We start from the raw sequence: 18327 nt of genomic DNA, 5'->3' as shown, positions 1-18327 counted from the left end.
TCCCTTATCTGGTCAAAGGCCCGTCGCTTAAGTAACATGACGGGCTGACAAACGAATAAATACAGCGAAACGATAGTGGCACAACGAGATTATGTACGTCGCGGCCAGCCGGCACCTTCGCGACGCAAAAAGAGTAGCCCAAAGAAACAGCAACGGAACCTGCCTGCTGTCTCGCCTGCGATGATCGCAATTGCCGCGGCTGTCGTGGTGGCTTTTATTGGCGGCCTGTACTTTATTACGCATCATAAAAAAGAAGAGACTGAGGCGCTTCAGGGCAGCAAAGTCGCCGGAAACGGCCTGCCGCCAAAACCTGAAGAGCGCTGGCGTTATATCAAAGAGCTGGAAAGTCGCCAGCCAGGCGTGCGTGCGCCAACCGAACCCTCCGCCGGAGGGGAGGTGAAGAACGCCGATCAGCTCACGAACGAACAGCGTCAGCTATTGGCTCAGATGCAGGCCGACATGCGCCAGCAGCCAACGCAGCTGAACGAAGTCCCGTGGAATGAACAAACGCCCGCGCAGCGTCAGCAAACGTTGCAGCGTCAGCGTCAGGCTCAGGTCCAGCAGCAACAACAGCAGCAGCAGTGGTCGCAAACCCAGCCGGTACAGCAGCCTCGCACGCAGCCGCGCGTGACGGAACAGCCTTATCAGCAGCCGCAGCAGCAAACGCGCACGGTACAGACGCAGCCTGCCCAGCAGCCAAAAGCGCAGCCGCAAAAGCAAGCGGCCCAGCCGTATCAGGATTTGCTGCAAACACCGGCGCATACCACCGCACAGCAGCCGAAAACGCAGCAGGCCGCACCGGTTACCAAAGAGACCGAGGCGCCGAAGCAAACGGCTGAGAAAAAAGATGAACGTCGCTGGATGGTACAGTGTGGTTCGTTTAAAGGGGCAGAGCAGGCGGAAACCGTACGTGCTCAGCTGGCGTTTGAAGGATTTGATTCACGCATCACCACCAATAACGGCTGGAATCGCGTGGTAATCGGCCCGGTGAAAGGCAAAGAAAATGCCGATGGCACCATTTCCCGTCTGAAAGTCGCGGGCCACACAAACTGTATCCGACTCGCATCCGGGGGTTGAAACCCCCAAAATCTCCCCCATCTATCATTCTATTCAGCCCTGAGCACTGGCTCAGGGCATCTGTTTCCCGAATTTGTAACCAGGGGGTCTGCTCGTGACAACAATAGTAAGTGTACGCCGTAACGGCCAGGTGGTGATTGCCGGTGATGGCCAGGCCACGCTGGGTAATACCGTCATGAAGGGCAACGTGAAAAAAGTTCGCCGTCTGTATAACGACAAAGTGATCGCCGGTTTTGCGGGCGGTACTGCGGATGCCTTCACGCTGTTCGAGCTGTTCGAACGTAAACTGGAAATGCACCAGGGTCATCTGGTGAAAGCCGCCGTTGAGCTGGCGAAAGACTGGCGTACCGATCGTATGCTGCGCAAGCTTGAAGCGCTGCTGGCAGTGGCGGATGAAAACGCGTCGCTGATCATCACCGGTAACGGTGACGTCGTGCAGCCAGAAAATGATCTGATTGCTATCGGCTCTGGCGGTCCGTATGCCCAGGCCGCAGCCCGCGCACTGTTGGAAAACACCGACATGAACGCGCGCGATATCGCTGTGAAGGCGTTGGATATTGCAGGTGATATCTGCATTTATACCAACCACAACCACACCATTGAAGAATTACCGTCTAAAGCGTAAGGATCGCCCATGTCTGAAATGACCCCACGCGAAATTGTCAGCGAACTGAACAAACACATTATTGGCCAGGACAACGCTAAGCGCTCCGTGGCGATTGCCCTGCGTAACCGCTGGCGCCGTATGCAGCTTGACGAAGATCTGCGCCACGAAGTGACCCCAAAAAACATTCTGATGATCGGCCCGACCGGTGTCGGTAAAACCGAAATCGCTCGTCGTCTGGCAAAGTTGGCCAATGCGCCGTTTATCAAAGTCGAAGCGACCAAGTTCACCGAGGTGGGCTACGTAGGTAAAGAAGTGGATTCCATCATCCGCGATCTGACCGACTCTGCGATTAAAATGGTGCGTGTGCAGTCCATCGAGAAAAACCGTTATCGCGCCGAAGAGATGGCCGAAGAGCGTATTCTCGACGTTCTGATCCCACCGGCGAAGAACAACTGGGGCCAGGCAGAACAGCCTCAGGAGCCCTCTGCAGCACGCCAGGCATTCCGTAAAAAACTGCGCGAAGGCCAGCTGGATGACAAAGAGATTGAGATCGATCTCGCTGCGGCACCGATGGGCGTTGAAATCATGTCTCCACCAGGCATGGAAGAGATGACCAGCCAGCTGCAGTCTATGTTCCAGAACCTGGGCGGCCAGAAACAAAAACCGCGTAAGCTGAAAATCAAAGACGCCATGAAGCTGCTGATTGAAGAAGAAGCGGCAAAACTGGTTAACCCGGAAGAGCTGAAGCAGGACGCGATCGACGCCGTTGAACAGCACGGTATCGTGTTTATCGATGAGATCGATAAAATCTGTAAGCGCGGCGAATCCTCCGGCCCGGATGTTTCTCGCGAAGGCGTACAGCGTGACTTGCTGCCGCTGGTGGAAGGCTGCACCGTCTCCACTAAGCACGGCATGGTGAAAACCGACCATATTCTGTTTATCGCCTCCGGCGCATTCCAGGTGGCGAAGCCCTCTGATCTGATCCCGGAACTGCAGGGTCGTCTGCCAATCCGTGTAGAACTGCAGGCGCTGACCACAGAAGATTTCGAGCGCATCCTGACCGAACCTAACGCCTCTGTAACCGTACAGTACAAGGCGCTGATGGCGACCGAAGGGGTGAATATCGAATTCACCGAAGACGGTATCAAACGTATCGCTCAGGCCGCATGGCAGGTGAACGAAACCACCGAAAACATCGGTGCACGTCGTCTGCATACCGTGCTGGAGCGTCTGATGGAAGATATCTCTTACGATGCCAGCGATCTCAATGGTCAGAGTATTACCATTGATGCCGACTATGTGAGTAAGCACCTTGATGCTTTAGTAGCAGATGAAGATCTGAGCCGTTTTATCCTATAATCGCGTTCATTGCATTTTCATCACAAACGATGGGGCTGAAAAGCCCCATTTTTATTGGCACATAATAACGATGACTGAAATCAGCCGTACGCAAGCCTGGCTAGAAAGCCTGCGCCCAAAGACTCTCCCCCTCGCCTTTGCTGCCATTGTGGTAGGCACGGCCCTCGCGTGGTGGCAGGGTCATTTTGATCCTCTTGTTGCCTTGCTGGCGTTGATTACCGCTGGCTTACTGCAAATTCTCTCTAACCTCGCCAACGACTATGGCGATGCCGTAAAAGGCAGCGACAAACCCGATCGTATCGGACCTTTGCGCGGCATGCAGAAAGGGGTCATTACTCAGGAACAGATGAAACGGGCCCTGATTATCACCGTGGTGCTGATTTGTCTGTCCGGGCTGGCGCTGGTTTCGGTTGCATCAAAAACCTTTAGCGATTTTATCGGCTTTCTGGTGTTAGGTTTGCTCGCCATTATCGCGGCCATTACCTACACGGTCGGCACCCGACCTTATGGCTACATTGGTCTGGGCGATATTTCAGTGCTGGTCTTTTTCGGCTGGCTGAGCGTAATGGGCAGCTGGTATCTGCAGGCTCATACGCTGATTCCTGCCCTGTTCTTGCCAGCGACCGCCTGCGGTCTGCTGGCGACGGCAGTGCTGAATATTAATAACTTGCGTGATATCGACAGCGACCGCGTGAACGGCAAAAACACCCTGGCGGTGCGTTTAGGCCCGGTGAATGCCCGTCGCTACCACGCCTGTCTGCTGATCGGCGCGCTGGGTTGCCTGGCGTTATTCAACCTGATTTCGCTGCAGAGCGTGTGGGGCTGGCTGTTTATTCTGGCGGCGCCGCTGCTGATTAAACAGGCGCGTTATGTCATGCGCGAACAACGTGCAGAGGCCATGCCGCCGATGCTCGAACGTACTGTAAAAGGGGCGTTGCTGACTAACCTGTTGTTCGTTATCGGTATTGTGCTCAGTCAGACGCTGAGTTAACTGACAAATATCAATTAACAATTGATGATTTTGCCAACAATGCCTTTCGCGCGATATACTGAAATCACTCGCAGCAACAGAGCGTTAAGCCTATGAAATACGATACCTCCGAGCTTTGCGACATCTATCAGGAAGATGTCAACGTCGTAGAACCTCTGTTCTCCAATTTTGGTGGACGGTCGTCATTCGGCGGTCAAATCATCACGGTGAAATGTTTCGAGGACAACGGGTTGCTGTATGATCTGCTCGAACAGAACGGCCGTGGCCGTATTCTGCTGGTCGATGGCGGTGGCTCCGTACGTCGTGCCCTGATCGATGCCGACCTGGCGCGTCTTGCTACGCAGAACGAATGGGAAGGGATTGTGGTCTACGGCTCCGTGCGCCAGGTGGACGATCTGGAAGACCTGGATATCGGCATCCAGGCTATCGCAGCCATTCCGGTGGGGGCAGCGGGTGATGGCATCGGCGAAAGCGATGTTCGCGTCAATTTCGGCGGCGTCACCTTCTTCTCTGGCGATCATCTGTATGCCGACAATACCGGGATTATCCTTTCTGAGGATGCCCTGGATATTGAGTAATTAAAGCGTCTTATCGCTTTTAACATGCTCCATAAAAAAACCGCCAACAGCAATGTGGCGGTTTTTTTTGACCCTCGGGATTCGCGGTCCGTCAGGAAGTCTTGCAGCCTTTAACCAGGAATTTTTAGCTTACCTTCCTTCGCAACACAGACAACCCCTTCGACCCTTTATAAAATCCTAATGGTTTTTTACTACTTTAACGTCACGGCTGATGCTCACTATGATGCAGCGTCCGTTACCGCATTTCGCAAATGGGCATCGGTCCAGGGAAAGGTGTACTCACGACCGTAAAGCAGCTTTTAACCGGGCTTGTGTCCACTGGCTTATCACCGGTGGTGAACAGTGGAGCGGTCAGTAGCAAGGACCGCATAATGAAACGCTATGTATGTATCGCGTTCATTGTCGCCAGCGTATTCGTTGTAAAAGTGATGAACCCAATGTGTTTGTTGCTTTTACAGCGATAGTGGAAGACAAGTAGCGTTAAGGCCGCCCTAAGGCGGCCTTTTTTATCTCTATTTCCGAGGGAATTACACTTCTTCCATACGTCCCAGAAGTGCCTGCAGACGATCCTGCCAGCCACTCTGCTGTTCGCGCAGCTGGTTGTTTTCACGCTCCAGCTCTTCACGACCGTGCTGTGCAGCCTGAACATCCTGCGCCAGCGCGTTGTTTTTTTCTTTCAGCTCTTCGATTTCCATCTGCAGCAGCGTGATGGTGTCAATCGCCTGCTGTACTTTCGATTCCAGTTTCTCAAACACTTCTAAAGACATGATCCTACCTCTCCTGAATTGCAAGGCGACGCTTCAATGTAAACGCGCAAGACATATGTTCCGATTGTATGGAGCGCCGTCGCCCCTGTCCAGCGGCAAGCCGCGTAGATCGCGGTTTGACACACTTTTCGGCCTCGTCCTGGTGCATTCGCGTCACCTACCCCTTAATTGTTAATACTTTAGTTAACAAAATGGTCCATCTCATACACCAGACTTATCCTTAAATGCGCTTCATGGCGCGAAAACGCTCATTTTATTGACGCAGCACACACATTTTAAGTTCGATATTTCTCGTTTTTGCTCGTTAACGATAAATTAACACTGTGTCTACAGGACATGGTGGTCAGCGCTAAGCTGACCGCGCTAACAATAACCATTAATTATTCTTCAGGATCCGATTATGAGTGAAACATCAACCTTAAAAGGCCAGTGCATTGCCGAGTTCCTTGGTACCGGGTTGTTGATTTTCTTCGGAGTGGGATGCGTCGCTGCACTGAAAGTGGCAGGTGCCAGTTTCGGGCAGTGGGAAGTCAGTATTATCTGGGGTCTGGGTGTGGCGATGGCCATTTACCTGACTGCAGGGGTATCTGGTGCACATCTTAATCCGGCGGTGACCATCGCGCTGTGGCTGTTTGCGTGCTTTGATGGACGCAAAGTGGCTCCGTTTATTCTTTCGCAATTTGCCGGCGCGTTTTGCGCAGCGGCATTAGTTTACGGGCTTTATTACAATCTTTTCATCGACTTCGAGCAGACGCACCACATGGTGCGCGGCAGTGCCGAAAGTCTGGATCTGGCGGGAATTTTCTCCACTTATCCGAACCCGCACATCAATTTCGTGCAGGCCTTCGCGGTTGAAATGGTGATTACCGCTATTCTGATGGGCGTCATTATGGCGCTGGGTGATGATGGCAACGGCATTCCACGCGGGCCGCTGGCACCGCTGCTGATTGGTTTGTTAATTGCGGTAATTGGTGCCTCAATGGGGCCACTGACCGGCTTCGCCATGAACCCGGCGCGCGATCTGGGACCCAAAACCTTCGCCTTCTTTGCGGGCTGGGGCAGTGTGGCCTTTACCGGTGCTAAAGACATTCCTTACTTCCTGGTGCCGCTGTTCGGCCCTATCGTCGGGGCTTCTCTTGGGGCGTTCGGCTATCGTAAGCTGATTGGCCGCCACCTGCCGTGCGACACCTGCGTAGTTGAGGAGAAAGACACCGCCTCTGCTACTGAATCAAAAGCTTCGCTGTAATCTGACTACGGGACTCTAAACATGACCGACAAAAAATATATCGTTGCGCTCGACCAGGGCACTACCAGCTCCCGCGCTGTCGTAATGGATCATGACGCGAATATCGTCAGTGTTTCACAGCGCGAATTTGAACAAATTTACCCGCGTCCAGGCTGGGTGGAACACGACCCGATGGAGATCTGGGCATCACAAAGCTCTACCCTGGTAGAAGTGCTGGCGAAAGCCGATATCAGTTCCGATGAAATTGCCGCGATCGGCATTACTAACCAGCGCGAAACCGCCATTGTCTGGGAGCGCGAGACCGGTAAGCCGATTTACAACGCCATCGTCTGGCAGTGCCGTCGTACCTCCGAGATCTGCGAAAAACTGAAGCGCGACGGCATGGAAGAGTACATCCGCAGCGCTACTGGCCTGGTGGTTGACCCTTACTTCTCTGGCACCAAGGTGAAGTGGATTCTGGATCACGTAGAAGGCTCACGCGAACGGGCAAAACGCGGTGAATTGCTGTTCGGCACCGTCGATACCTGGCTTATCTGGAAGATGACTCAGGGGCGCGTTCACGTTACCGACTACACCAACGCCTCGCGTACCATGCTGTTTAACATTCACGATCTGGACTGGGACGACAAGCTCCTGGATGCGCTGGACATCCCGCGCGCCATGCTGCCGCAGGTGCGTAAATCATCAGAAGTGTACGGCCAGACCAATATTGGCGGTAAAGGTGGCACCCGTATTCCTATCGCCGGCATTGCCGGGGACCAACAGGCGGCGCTGTTTGGCCAGCTGTGCGTCAAAGAAGGAATGGCGAAGAACACCTACGGCACCGGCTGCTTTATGCTGATGAACACCGGCGAGAAGGCGGTGAAGTCTGAGCACGGCCTGCTGACCACCATCGCCTGCGGTCCACGCGGCGAAGTGAACTACGCCCTTGAAGGGGCCGTGTTCATGGCAGGGGCATCCATTCAGTGGCTGCGCGACGAAATGAAGCTCATCAGCGATGCCTTCGACTCAGAATATTTCGCCACCAAGGTGAAAGACACCAACGGCGTGTACGTGGTGCCGGCATTTACCGGGCTGGGCGCCCCTTACTGGGACCCGTATGCCCGCGGTGCGATTTTCGGCCTGACGCGTGGCGTGAACTCGAACCACATTATTCGTGCCACGCTGGAGTCCATTGCCTACCAGACGCGCGACGTACTGGAAGCGATGCAGGCTGACTCCGGCATTCGTCTGCACGCGCTGCGTGTCGATGGCGGCGCGGTTGCCAACAACTTCCTGATGCAGTTCCAGTCCGATATCCTCGGCACCCGCGTAGAGCGCCCGGAAGTGCGTGAAGTGACTGCGCTGGGTGCGGCGTATCTGGCAGGTCTGGCCGTCGGCTTCTGGCAGAACCTCGATGAGCTGCAAGAAAAAGCGGTAATCGAACGTGAATTCCGCCCGGGTATCGAAACTACCGAGCGTAACTACCGTTACAGCGGCTGGAAAAAAGCGGTGAAACGCGCTCTGGCGTGGGAAGAGCACGACGAGTAATCCTCTATTCCCTCTCCCATGGGGAGAGGGTCAGGGTGAGGGGCGCAGACCGCACCGGTCTCCGCCCCCCTTCCCACTCTGTGATAAACTTCGTGCAATTCCTTTTGATTGTACGAGTCCCTCATGAAACGTGAACTTGCTATCGAGTTTTCCCGCGTCACCGAAGCTGCCGCGCTCGCAGGCTATAAATGGCTGGGCCGTGGCGACAAAAATACCGCCGACGGCGCTGCCGTCCACGCGATGCGCATTGTACTTAACCAGGTCAACATCGACGGCACCATCGTAATTGGCGAAGGTGAAATCGACGAAGCGCCCATGCTCTACATCGGCGAAAAGGTCGGTACCGGCAATGGCGACGCGGTTGATATCGCCGTCGACCCGATTGAAGGCACCCGCATGACCGCCATGGGGCAGGCCAATGCGCTGGCTGTGCTGGCCGTGGGGGATAAGGGCTCGTTTCTCAATGCGCCCGATATGTACATGGAAAAGCTGATTGTGGGTCCAGGGGCAAAAGGCGCCATTGACCTCAATCTGCCGCTGGAAGATAACCTGCGTAACGTCGCCGCCGCGCTGGGAAAATCTCTCAGTGAACTGACCGTTACCATCCTCGCGAAACCGCGTCACGACGCCACCATTAAGCAGCTACAGCAGCTGGGCGTGCGCGTTTTTGCCATTCCGGATGGCGATGTGGCCGCGTCGATCCTTACCTGCATGCCTGATAGCGAAGTGGATGTCATGTACGGTATTGGTGGCGCACCGGAGGGGGTCATCTCTGCAGCCGTCATTCGCGCGCTGGATGGCGATATGCAGGGCCGCCTGCTGGCACGTCATGATGTGAAGGGCGATACTGAAGAGAACCGCCGTATCGGCGAAGAGGAGCTGGCCCGCTGTGCCACAATGGGTATCCAGGCCAACGCCGTACTGCGGCTGGATGACATGGCACGCAACGACAACGTTATCTTCTCGGCAACCGGCATTACCAAAGGCGATCTGCTGGATGGCATAACGCGCAAAGGCAATATGGCCACAACCGAAACCCTGCTGATCCGCGGTAAATCACGCACCATCCGCCGGATCCAATCTATTCATTACCTCGACCGCAAAGATCCAAACGTCCAGACGCATATTCTGTAAACCGTTTGATCAAACGAGCTTTCCAGCCGCAACAGGCTGGAAATCTCCGCGATGAGGAAGGAAGATAAAGACAGATATTTGCACAGGAGAAGACCATGGCGGAGTGGGTAACAGCGAAAGTCACCAGGAACACGTTCTGGACCGATGCACTATTTAGTCTTACCGTTCATGCCCCTGTTCACCCCTTTAAGGCCGGGCAATTCGCCAAGCTGGGGCTGGAGATCGACGGCGAACGCGTGCAGCGCGCCTATTCTTACGTTAACGCGCCTGACAATCCCGACCTTGAGTTCTATCTCGTCACCGTTCCCGATGGCAAGCTAAGCCCTCGCCTCGCGGCGCTGAAACCGGGCGATGAAGTGCTGATTGTGAGTGAAGCGGCGGGTTTCTTTGTCCTCGAAGAGATCCCGGACTGCGACACGCTATGGATGCTGGCAACCGGCACGGCCATCGGCCCTTATCTCTCTATTTTGCAGTACGGCCAGGATCTGGAGCGCTTCAAAAATATCGTGCTGGTGCATGCCGCTCGCTATGCCGCAGATTTGAGCTATTTACCCCTGATGCAGGAGCTGCAAAAGCGCTACGAAGGGAAGTTATCCATTCAGACCGTCGTCAGCCGCGAAACGGTTGCAGGCTCGCTTACCGGACGCGTACCGGCGTTAATCAAGAGTGGTGAACTGGAGAACGCCGTTGGCCTGCCGATGACGGCGGAAACCAGCCATGTGATGCTGTGCGGCAATCCGCAGATGGTGCGCGACACCCAACAATTACTGAAAGAGACCCGGCAGATGGCGAAACACCTTCGCCGCCGACCGGGCCATATGACCGCAGAACACTACTGGTAATCAGCGAAACTTCACGTCCTGCGTCTCTTTACCATACTTATTCTCGCTCTGGGTGCCCACAAAGGCGCCCAGGTCGATAATGATCATGACAAAGAGAATGGTCGGTAACAGGCGCCCCACCACCCAGGGTAACATTGACGGCAGCATCGACCAGTTTCCCGCCAACAGCATCCACGCCAGTATCACCAGCAACGCCCATAGCCCAGAGCGACCGCGATCGTGCAGACGTTTTACCACCACCGATGCCGTAGGCCAGAGCAGGCACACCAGCGCAAAGGCCGCAGTCTGGGTCGTCAGCCAGGCGTTATACGCTGCGGCAAATAAGATCAGCATGGCGGCAATCCACGCGCCAATCCAGATCCAGAAATCACGGCGGCCTATCCGCCCTTTGAAGGAGAACAACCACTGCTGTAGGGTCATGTAAGATTCCTGATTATTATCGCGACGCGTAGTTTAACCTGGAGCCGCATCTTTTTGACAAGCCAGGCGGATACCGTTTTAATCGTGTGCAGTAATAATTTGGGGTTTTATCGATGAAGATGTGGTTTCACCTTGTTTGGCTCTCTTTAACGCTGCTTAGCGCGGGCTTTTCCGTAAGCGCTGCCCAAACCCCTGCGCCCGCGACTGCACCCTATGTCATGCCTGGGGCGCCCTCTTTTGATCAGTCCATTAGCCAGTTCCGCGAAACCTTTAATAGCAACAATCCTAAGCTGCCGCTCAATGAATTTCGCGCCATCGATGGTGCGCGCGATACGCCCAATCTCACCCGTGCTGCCAGCAAGATAAACGAGAACCTGTACGCTTCCACGGCGCTGGAACGCGGTACGCTGAAAATCAAAAGTATGCAGGTGACCTGGCTTCCCATTCAGGGGCCAGAGCAGAAATCGGCAAAAGCGAAAGCGCTGGAATACATGGGTGCCATACTGCGGGCCTTTACCCCGGCGCTGACCAAAATTCAGAGCCAGCAAAAGTTGCAAAAGCTACTCACCGCCGGCAAGAGCAAACGCTATTACGCCGAGACAGAGGGCGCGGTTCGCTATGTTGTGGCAGATAACGGTGAAAAAGGCCTGACCTTCGCCGTTGAACCGATTAAGCTGGCGTTATCTGAGTCACTTGGCGGGGCTAATTAATGACGAAAAGCAAAGCCTTTCGGGTGAAAATCTCTATACTGATTCACAGACCATGCTGCCCGGAAGGGTGGCCATATTCCTTAATTCGCTGACTAAGCGTGGAGAATTGAAATGCGACATCCTTTAGTGATGGGTAACTGGAAACTGAACGGCAGCCGCCACATGGTAAACGAACTGGTTGCTAACCTGCGTACAGAGCTGGCTGGCGTGACCGGCTGTGCTGTTGCAATCGCTCCGCCGGATATGTATCTGGACCTGGCTAAACGCGCTGCTGACGGCAGCCACATCGTGCTGGGCGCGCAGAACGTTGACGTTAACCTGTCTGGCGCATTCACCGGTGAAACGTCCGCTGAAATGCTGAAAGATATCGGCGCGAAATACATCATCATTGGCCACTCTGAGCGCCGTACCTATCACAAAGAGTCTGATGAGTTTATCGCTAAGAAATTCGCTGTGCTGAAAGAGCAGGGTCTGATTCCGGTTCTGTGCATCGGCGAAACCGAAGCAGAAAACGAAGCGGGCAAAACTGAAGAAGTTTGCGCACGTCAGATCGACGCGGTGTTGAAAACTCAGGGCGCAGCGGCCTTTGAAGGCGCGGTTATCGCTTACGAGCCAGTCTGGGCGATCGGTACTGGCAAATCCGCAACGCCTGCACAGGCTCAGGCAGTTCACAAATTCATTCGTGACCACATTGCCAAAGCCGATGCGAAAATCGCTGAGCAGGTAATCATTCAGTACGGCGGTTCCGTGAACGCAGCGAATGCGGCAGAGCTGTTCACCCAGCCGGATATCGACGGTGCGCTGGTTGGCGGTGCCTCTCTGAAAGCAGACGCCTTCGCAGTGATCGTGAAAGCGGCTGAAGCAGCAAAACAGGCCTAAAAGCCTTTTTCCTCTCCCCCAACGGGGAGAGGAAACCTAGATTTTCCCCAGCAGGCTAAACCACAGATAATCCAGCGGCAGCAGAATCAGCCAGGTTGCCAACGCCAGCGCAATACAGAGCAACATCCCCGCCTTTGCCGGCACTTTTCCCAGCCCCATCGCAACCACAATCGGCGACGCCTGATACGGCAGCAGCGGCGTGGAGTAGCCCAGCACCTGAATCATAATCACCGACAGCAGCGGAAAGCCGGTGGCATCTGAGAAACTCTGCGCCAGGGTGGTATAGAGCGCAGGAACGCCGTTAGCGGTCATGATAAAGTTCAACGCGGTAGTAATGCCCGTCAGCGCCAGGAAGCTGGTGAAGGGGCTCTCTTTGTCCAGCGGCATCACCTGCAATAGCGCCTCGCCGACCGCGTTGCCGATACCGGTTTGAGTGACGGTGATCGCCAGACCCAGGATACCCGCCACATAGATGCAGGTGCGCATATTCACTCCGGCAGAAAACTCTTCACCGGTGATAAAACCAACACGCGGAAGCATCACGATCACGGCCGCCGCCAGCCCGGTCCAGGCGGGCCCAATGCCGTGCCAGCTCTCGCTTACCCACATCACCAGTACAGCTGCCAGTAGCCATGCCAGCCGCTTCTCATCTCGTCCCATGGGCTCTGACGGCGCCAGATCCTGGGGCGGCTTTGGCGCACCGGGGAACAGCCAGCAAATGAGGCCGATCAGAATCACCCCTTTCAGAATCCCAAGCACCGGGGTATGCAGTAGCAGATACGGCACATAGTTGAGGTGGATGCCATACGATCCCTCCGCCGCGCCGCTCATTACCAGGTTCGGCACGTTAGCAGGCAGGATGGTCGCCGAAAGCTGGAAGGTACCAAAGCCCACCGCCAGCGCCAGGCCAAACCATGCTCGTGAACCGTCTGCAATCCCCGCGCGCTTCGCCATCGCCGCCACAATAGGCATCAGCAGCGCAATACGGCCCATGTTGGAGGGCATCACGAACGCCAGCGCATAACTTAATAGCACCACGCTCGCTACCATCAGCATCCAGGAGTCGGTCAATTTAGTCGAGAGTGCTCTCGCCGCCCTGTCTGCCAGACCGGTTTTGCGGATAGCGACACCAAGCACAAATCCGCTGAAAACCAGCCAGAAGGCCGACGAAGCGAAACCGCCAAAAATAACCTCAGGCGGCGCGATTTTGGCGGTCATCGCTGCGGTAAAGAAGAGCAGCGCGGTAATAAATTCTGGTAGAAGGGAGGTGGCCCAGAGCACGATGGTGATGCCAACAATGATCGAGGGCAGGAACAGAGGGTGAGTAAACCAGAGCGACATACCTGTCTCCTGTCGTTTTTTTCAGCAAGTCTACGGCGACAGGCAGCCAGTGACAACGCTATTTATGGTGGGGTCACTGCAGAATATCGCATTGATGATCCTGTAATTCTTCCGCGGATGCGCGGTTAAGCAGTAGCAGATTGCGTTCGGTCGCCAGCAGGACAAAGGAGCCGTCAGCCTGCTGTGCCATCGCCAGTGCAAAACGCCCCATATGGTTGCGTGCTTCCGGCACCTCTTCCGCCAGCATCAAAAAGGGGCTGCGTTTGACCAGTTCGTTTTCCGTCACCCGACGCGCCAAGTAGTCGTGCCCCGCCAGCCCGCCGGGAAAGGGAAGCCATTGAGTACTGATTTGCGCCTGATGCGTATCAAGCTTGATGCGCACGTCCGGGCGCAGGCAAGAGATATGAATATGGAAGTGGTTTTGCGTACGCCCGGTTGGCGAATTAATGGTGAGCGAGACGGCGCTGGCGGGCACCTCCGCACCGCGTTTACGGCTCATAAAATTGCGCGCCTGCCATGCCAGCCAGAAGAAATTAGGCGTATGGGGCTCCAGCAGCAGCGGGCTTTCGGTACCCTTGATGCGATATGTGGGCATCAGCAGATACTGTAAGGGACCGTTACGATCTTTGAATACCACGTAGCCTGCATCCGTTTTCACCTGCTCGCAGGGCGCGGGCTGGCGATGCTGCTGCTGATTGGGTACGCACTGCTCAAGCACGATGTGGCGAAGGGCATCCGGGTTGCCCGCCTTCATCCAGAACCCAACGCCTGCAGCGCCGACAATGACCACCAGCACCAGTAAGATAAGCCCTGCTCTTTTCATCTCGCGTTCTCTGTTTTGACCAGAAGAAGAGAGTAACGCAAAAAAGTGACCAATAAAAAACCCGGCGGATTTCTCACGCCGGGTCATCGCCTTTTCCGCCAGATCTTAGCGTTTGCTGATCTGGTCGAAGGTACCACCGTTGGAGAAGTGGTCCTTCTGCGCCTTCGCCCAGCCGCCGAACACATCGTCAATGGTGAAGAGCTTCAGTTTCGGGAAGGTGCTTTCATATTTCTTCGCCACCGCCTCATCACGCGGGCGATAGTAGTTCTTCGCCGCAATCTCCTGCCCTTCCGGGGTGTAGAGATATTTCAGATAGGCCTCCGCTACCGCTTTGGTCCCCTTCTTCTCGACCACTTTGTCGACCACAGAGACGGTCGGCTCGGCCAGAATTGACTCGCCCGGGGTCACAATTTCAAACTTGTCTTTACCCAGTTCGTTGGTCGCCAGCAGGGCTTCGTTTTCCCAGGCAATCAGCACATCGCCAATACCCCGTTCAACAAAGGTGTTGGTTGCGCCACGTGCGCCGGAGTCCAGCACTTCCACGTTTTTAAACAACGCCTTCACGAAATCCTGCGCTTTTGCCTGGTCATTGTTGTTGTGATGAAGGGCATAACCCCACGCAGCCAGGTAGTTCCAGCGTGCGCCACCGGAGCTTTTCGGATTTGGCGTGATAACAGAAACGCCCGGTTTAACCAGATCGTTCCAGTCGTGAATCTGTTTCGGGTTACCTTTGCGTACCAGGAACACGATGGTAGAGGTGTAAGGGGCGGAGTTATCCGGCAGGCGTTTGATCCAGTTCTTATCAATACGACCACGCTCTGCAATGGCGTCCACGTCATAGGCCAGCGCCAGGGTGACCACGTCGGCTTCAATACCGTTGATGACGGACGTAGCTTGCTTACCTGAGCCACCGTGAGACTGACGGATCACGACATTATCGCCAGTTTCCTGTTTCCAGTGTGCCGCGAAGGCCTTGTTGTACTGTTCGTACAGTTCACGCGTCGGGTCGTACGACACGTTCAGTAACTGGATATCCTTAGCCAGAACGCTGGTCGAAGCCAGCAATAATGTTAAACCTACGCTCCACTTATTCATCGCCCAACTCTCTAATGTGATATTTGATGAGTGAAGCGTGCCAGAAAGCGGACCATTGATTAAAGAATAAAAAAAGATTGGTTATAGCGGTGAGGAATAAAAGCCCTCTCCGGACGGAGAGGGCCAGAGGATTAATACAGTTTTTTCGCGCAGTCTAACCAGTCACCTTTGAACGGACGCTTCATATTTTCAATTGCGTCGATGATGTCATGGTGAACCAGTTTTTCGTTCTGAATACCGACGCAGCGGCCACCGTGGCCCTGCAGCAGCAGATCGATCGCATATGCGCCCATGCGGGACGCCAGGATACGGTCGTATGGCCCTGGGGAGCCGCCGCGCTGGATGTGGCCCAGTACGGTCGCACGGGTTTCGCGCTTGGTTTCGGTTTCGATGTACTTCGCCAGTTCATCTACATCACAGATGTGCTCAGTGATGGCTACGATGGCGTGCTTCTTACCTTTCGCGATACCGGCTTTGATTTCTGCTACCAGGTCTTCACGGCTGAATTCCACTTCCGGCACTACGACGAACTCACACCCCCCCGCGATGGCCGCAGCCAGCGTCAGGTCGCCACAGTAGCGGCCCATCACTTCAACGATGGAGATACGCTGGTGGGAAGAAGAGGTGTCACGCAGGCGGTCAATCGCTTCAACGACGGTGCCCAGTGCGGTGAAGAAACCGATGGTGTAGTCGGTACCTTTAATGTCGTTATCGATGGTGCCCGGCAGACCGATGCACGGGAAGCCCATTTCAGTGAGACGTTTTGCCCCCATGTAGGAGCCATCGCCCCCGATAACAACCAGTGCGTCCAGGCCGCGCTTCTTCATGTTTTCGATCGCCACTTCACGGATGCGATCATCGCGGAACTCAGGGAAACGTGCAGACCCCAGGAAGGTGCCGCCACGGTTAATCATATCGGACACGCTGTAGCGGTCGAGTTGCACCATGCGATCTTCATACAGGCCCAGATAACCATCATAGATACCAAAAACTTCCAGACCTTCCGTCAACGCTGCACGGACTACACCACGAATTGCCGCGTTCATGCCCGGCGCATCACCGCCGCTTGTCAACACACCGATTTTCTTAATCATGACTACCTCTGAACTTAGGAATGCAAAAATGAAATCTGTTGCCGGAAGACGTCTGGCGACCAATTTATACTGCAAATAGTATATCAATCACTTCCGGCTGAATTGATTCAGGTCAGACCCAATGGCGGTAATTTATCCACAAAATGCTGGCCTGGCTCACTTTTTTTACAACGAATTACGAAAGCTCAAATGGTCATTGCCTGACCTGGGTACGACTGAGCAGGGATCCTGATGAATAATGACATCTGAGCCCGGGAAACGCTGCAAAATCGCCTGCTCGACCTGCTCAGCCACCAGATGGGCCTGAACAAGCGGCAGGTTATCTTCCATTTCCAAATGAATCTGTATAAAGCGGGTCGGCCCTGACTGCCGCGTGCGAAGATCGTGCGCCCCGCTGACGCCAGGCCAGGAGATCACGATTTCAAAGATTTCTTGCCGTTCTGCGTCGGGAAGTGCCCGGTCCAGAAGCGCTTGTACCGCTTCGTAGCCCATGCGTAACGCACAATATAAAATATACACCCCGATACCTAACGCGAATATTGCATCGGCCCGGTGCCACCCGTACCAGGCGAGACCGAGTGCAATAAGAATAGCGCCATTCATCATAACATCAGACTGATAATGAAGCATATCTGCCCGTACCGCCTGGCTTTGCGTTTTTCGCACCACCCAGCGCTGGAACGTAACAAGAACCAATGTGCTAATAAGCGCGATAACCGTCACCCCAACGCCTACGCCCGGATCTTTCATCGGCGTTGGGTTGAAAAGATGCTGGATGCCGGTCAAAAAGAGAAACAGCGCCGAACCCGAAATAAACATACTTTGCGCCAGCGCGGCAAGGGATTCTGCCTTACCGTGGCCAAAGGTATGTTCTTCGTCTGCGGGTTGCAGCGAGTAGCGCACCACCAGAAGGTTGGTGAGCGAGGCGGCAATATCCACCAGCGAGTCTACCAGTGCCGCCAGAATACTGACCGAGCCGGTGTACCACCACGCGAAAATTTTTATCAGCAGTAATCCCGACGCCATAATCGTCGCTGCGATTGCCGCCCGGCTTACAAGCCGTCCATAGGATTGATTCATAAACACTCCTGTCATGACATGCCGCTAGTATAACGGATGCAGGGGAGCCAATAAGATGAATAAAAAGTTAACGCGCGCGAATTTCAGGCAAAAAAAACCCCCACATCATGTGGGGGAAGACAGGGATGGTGTCTATGGCAAGGAAAACAGGGTTTACTGGTTGCTACGGGTATTGCTACTGAAAAACGTTGAGTCGGAACTCTTCTGCATCCGTGCAACCTCACGCAACTGATCCATCCGTTGCTGATGTTTCTCGTTCAGAACCGCTTGCTGCTCGGGCGTTAGCAGATGGAACATTTGGTTGCGGACCCGGGCCATCTCGACCTGGCGAGCAACCTGCTCTTGCGCCATCTTTTCTGCCTGAACGCGCACAGCGCTTTCATCAAAATTTTCTGCGGTGACAAGGCGGTGCATTGTCTCCATTTCGCTAACATTAACAGGGGGCTGGTCATGTCTTGCCCTCTGCATCAGATCTCGCATCTGTTGACGCTGATGTTCGGTTAAACTTATGCCGTCAAACATATGGCTTTGGCTGCTGGGTTGCGTAATGCCCTCACTGGAGGACTTGTTATCGCCGGTGATGACTCCAGCCGCCTGGCTTAAAGCACTAAACGCCAGTGTTGAGGCCATGACGGCAGCGGTAACTTTGCGCATCACTTGCTCCCAAAATCTTTCGTGTCGCGATTCAACGAGAGACAGTCTACGATTCAGGCTGCAAACATGCGTCAGGGGGTGTAAAACAACGTAAAGTCAT

The 18327-nt window shown here is 54.7% G+C and carries 19 protein-coding genes; 11 read left to right on the top strand and 8 right to left on the bottom strand.

All coding sequences use genetic code 11. The features are described 5' to 3' along the window. Positions 1–75: 75 nt before the first annotated feature. The 5 genes from ftsN to rraA all read left to right on the top strand — a co-directional run bounded on the left by ftsN (position 76) and on the right by rraA (position 4612). Positions 76–1077 (top strand): cell division protein FtsN, encoded by a 1002-nt coding sequence (gene ftsN / locus B2Q93_RS03785; RefSeq protein ID WP_046886214.1) that lies wholly within the window; start codon positions 76–78, stop codon positions 1075–1077. 94 nt (positions 1078–1171) lie between these two features. Further along, positions 1172–1702: an ATP-dependent protease subunit HslV gene (gene hslV, locus B2Q93_RS03780; protein WP_003862036.1), complete on the top strand. Its 531-nt coding sequence runs from the start codon at positions 1172–1174 to the stop codon at positions 1700–1702. 9 nt (positions 1703–1711) lie between these two features. Further along, positions 1712–3043 (top strand): HslU--HslV peptidase ATPase subunit, encoded by a 1332-nt coding sequence (hslU, locus tag B2Q93_RS03775; protein WP_233804039.1) that lies wholly within the window; start codon positions 1712–1714, stop codon positions 3041–3043. A gap of 64 nt (positions 3044–3107) precedes the next feature. Next, a complete protein-coding gene (menA, locus tag B2Q93_RS03770; RefSeq protein ID WP_207293890.1) occupies positions 3108–4034 on the top strand; it encodes a 1,4-dihydroxy-2-naphthoate polyprenyltransferase in 927 nt (308 codons plus the stop codon). Positions 4035–4126: 92 nt separating this feature from the next. Next, positions 4127–4612 (top strand): ribonuclease E activity regulator RraA, encoded by a 486-nt coding sequence (gene rraA / locus B2Q93_RS03765; protein WP_046886212.1) that lies wholly within the window; start codon positions 4127–4129, stop codon positions 4610–4612. A gap of 527 nt (positions 4613–5139) precedes the next feature. Here the strand turns inward: rraA and zapB are convergent. Then, positions 5140–5379, bottom strand: coding sequence for a septal ring assembly protein ZapB (gene zapB, locus B2Q93_RS03760; protein WP_040078018.1), 240 nt, complete (start codon positions 5377–5379; stop codon positions 5140–5142). Between the two features lie 400 nt (positions 5380–5779). On the opposite strand from zapB, the gene B2Q93_RS03755 reads away from it, so the two are divergent. The 4 genes from B2Q93_RS03755 to fpr all read left to right on the top strand — a co-directional run bounded on the left by B2Q93_RS03755 (position 5780) and on the right by fpr (position 10131). Next, positions 5780–6625 carry an MIP/aquaporin family protein gene (locus B2Q93_RS03755; protein ID WP_286931831.1) on the top strand — a complete coding sequence of 282 codons (846 nt, stop codon included), beginning with the start codon at positions 5780–5782 and terminating at the stop codon, positions 6623–6625. A gap of 21 nt (positions 6626–6646) precedes the next feature. Then, a complete protein-coding gene (glpK, locus tag B2Q93_RS03750) occupies positions 6647–8155 on the top strand; it encodes a glycerol kinase GlpK (protein ID WP_040078016.1) in 1509 nt (502 codons plus the stop codon). 123 nt (positions 8156–8278) lie between these two features. Next, positions 8279–9289, top strand: coding sequence for a class II fructose-bisphosphatase (gene glpX / locus B2Q93_RS03745; protein ID WP_286931830.1), 1011 nt, complete (start codon positions 8279–8281; stop codon positions 9287–9289). Between the two features lie 95 nt (positions 9290–9384). Next, on the top strand, positions 9385–10131 hold the full coding sequence (gene fpr, locus B2Q93_RS03740; protein WP_046886208.1) for a ferredoxin--NADP(+) reductase: 747 nt from the start codon (positions 9385–9387) through the stop codon (positions 10129–10131). Here the strand turns inward: fpr and B2Q93_RS03735 are convergent, their stop codons facing one another. Further along, positions 10132–10551: a DUF805 domain-containing protein gene (locus tag B2Q93_RS03735; protein ID WP_040078013.1), complete on the bottom strand. Its 420-nt coding sequence runs from the start codon at positions 10549–10551 to the stop codon at positions 10132–10134. It abuts the gene before it with no gap. Between the two features lie 113 nt (positions 10552–10664). Between B2Q93_RS03735 and B2Q93_RS03730 the strand changes: the two genes are divergently transcribed. Next, complete coding sequence (locus tag B2Q93_RS03730) at positions 10665–11261, top strand: DUF1454 family protein (protein WP_286931829.1); 597 nt, start codon at positions 10665–10667, stop codon at positions 11259–11261. 111 nt (positions 11262–11372) lie between these two features. Continuing rightward, complete coding sequence (tpiA, locus tag B2Q93_RS03725; RefSeq protein ID WP_040078010.1) at positions 11373–12140, top strand: triose-phosphate isomerase; 768 nt, start codon at positions 11373–11375, stop codon at positions 12138–12140. A gap of 36 nt (positions 12141–12176) precedes the next feature. On the opposite strand, the gene B2Q93_RS03720 is transcribed toward tpiA, so the two are convergent. From B2Q93_RS03720 to cpxP, 6 genes are all read right to left on the bottom strand, one after another. Continuing rightward, on the bottom strand, positions 12177–13481 hold the full coding sequence (locus B2Q93_RS03720; RefSeq protein ID WP_207292637.1) for an SLC13 family permease: 1305 nt from the start codon (positions 13479–13481) through the stop codon (positions 12177–12179). Between the two features lie 73 nt (positions 13482–13554). Further along, the gene (locus B2Q93_RS03715) at positions 13555–14304 is read right to left on the bottom strand and encodes a CDP-diacylglycerol diphosphatase (RefSeq protein WP_207292638.1); all 750 of its coding nucleotides are present in this window, start codon (positions 14302–14304) and stop codon (positions 13555–13557) included. Between the two features lie 105 nt (positions 14305–14409). Then, entirely contained in the window at positions 14410–15399 is a 990-nt protein-coding gene (locus tag B2Q93_RS03710) for a sulfate ABC transporter substrate-binding protein (protein WP_207292639.1), read from the bottom strand. A 131-nt stretch (positions 15400–15530) separates the two neighbouring features. Continuing rightward, positions 15531–16493: a 6-phosphofructokinase gene (gene pfkA, locus B2Q93_RS03705; RefSeq protein WP_040078006.1), complete on the bottom strand. Its 963-nt coding sequence runs from the start codon at positions 16491–16493 to the stop codon at positions 15531–15533. A gap of 165 nt (positions 16494–16658) precedes the next feature. Further along, entirely contained in the window at positions 16659–17573 is a 915-nt protein-coding gene (gene fieF, locus B2Q93_RS03700; protein WP_040078004.1) for a CDF family cation-efflux transporter FieF, read from the bottom strand. Positions 17574–17726: 153 nt separating this feature from the next. Beyond that, positions 17727–18227, bottom strand: coding sequence for a cell-envelope stress modulator CpxP (gene cpxP, locus B2Q93_RS03695; RefSeq protein WP_040078003.1), 501 nt, complete (start codon positions 18225–18227; stop codon positions 17727–17729). Positions 18228–18327 lie beyond the last annotated feature (100 nt).

The organism is Leclercia sp. UBA5958, assembly GCF_002430365.1.
GTDB lineage: Bacteria > Pseudomonadota > Gammaproteobacteria > Enterobacterales > Enterobacteriaceae > Enterobacter > Enterobacter pneumoniae.
The sequence above is the reverse complement of the archived record's forward strand: the minus strand, read 5'-3'. Positions and strand labels throughout refer to the sequence as shown.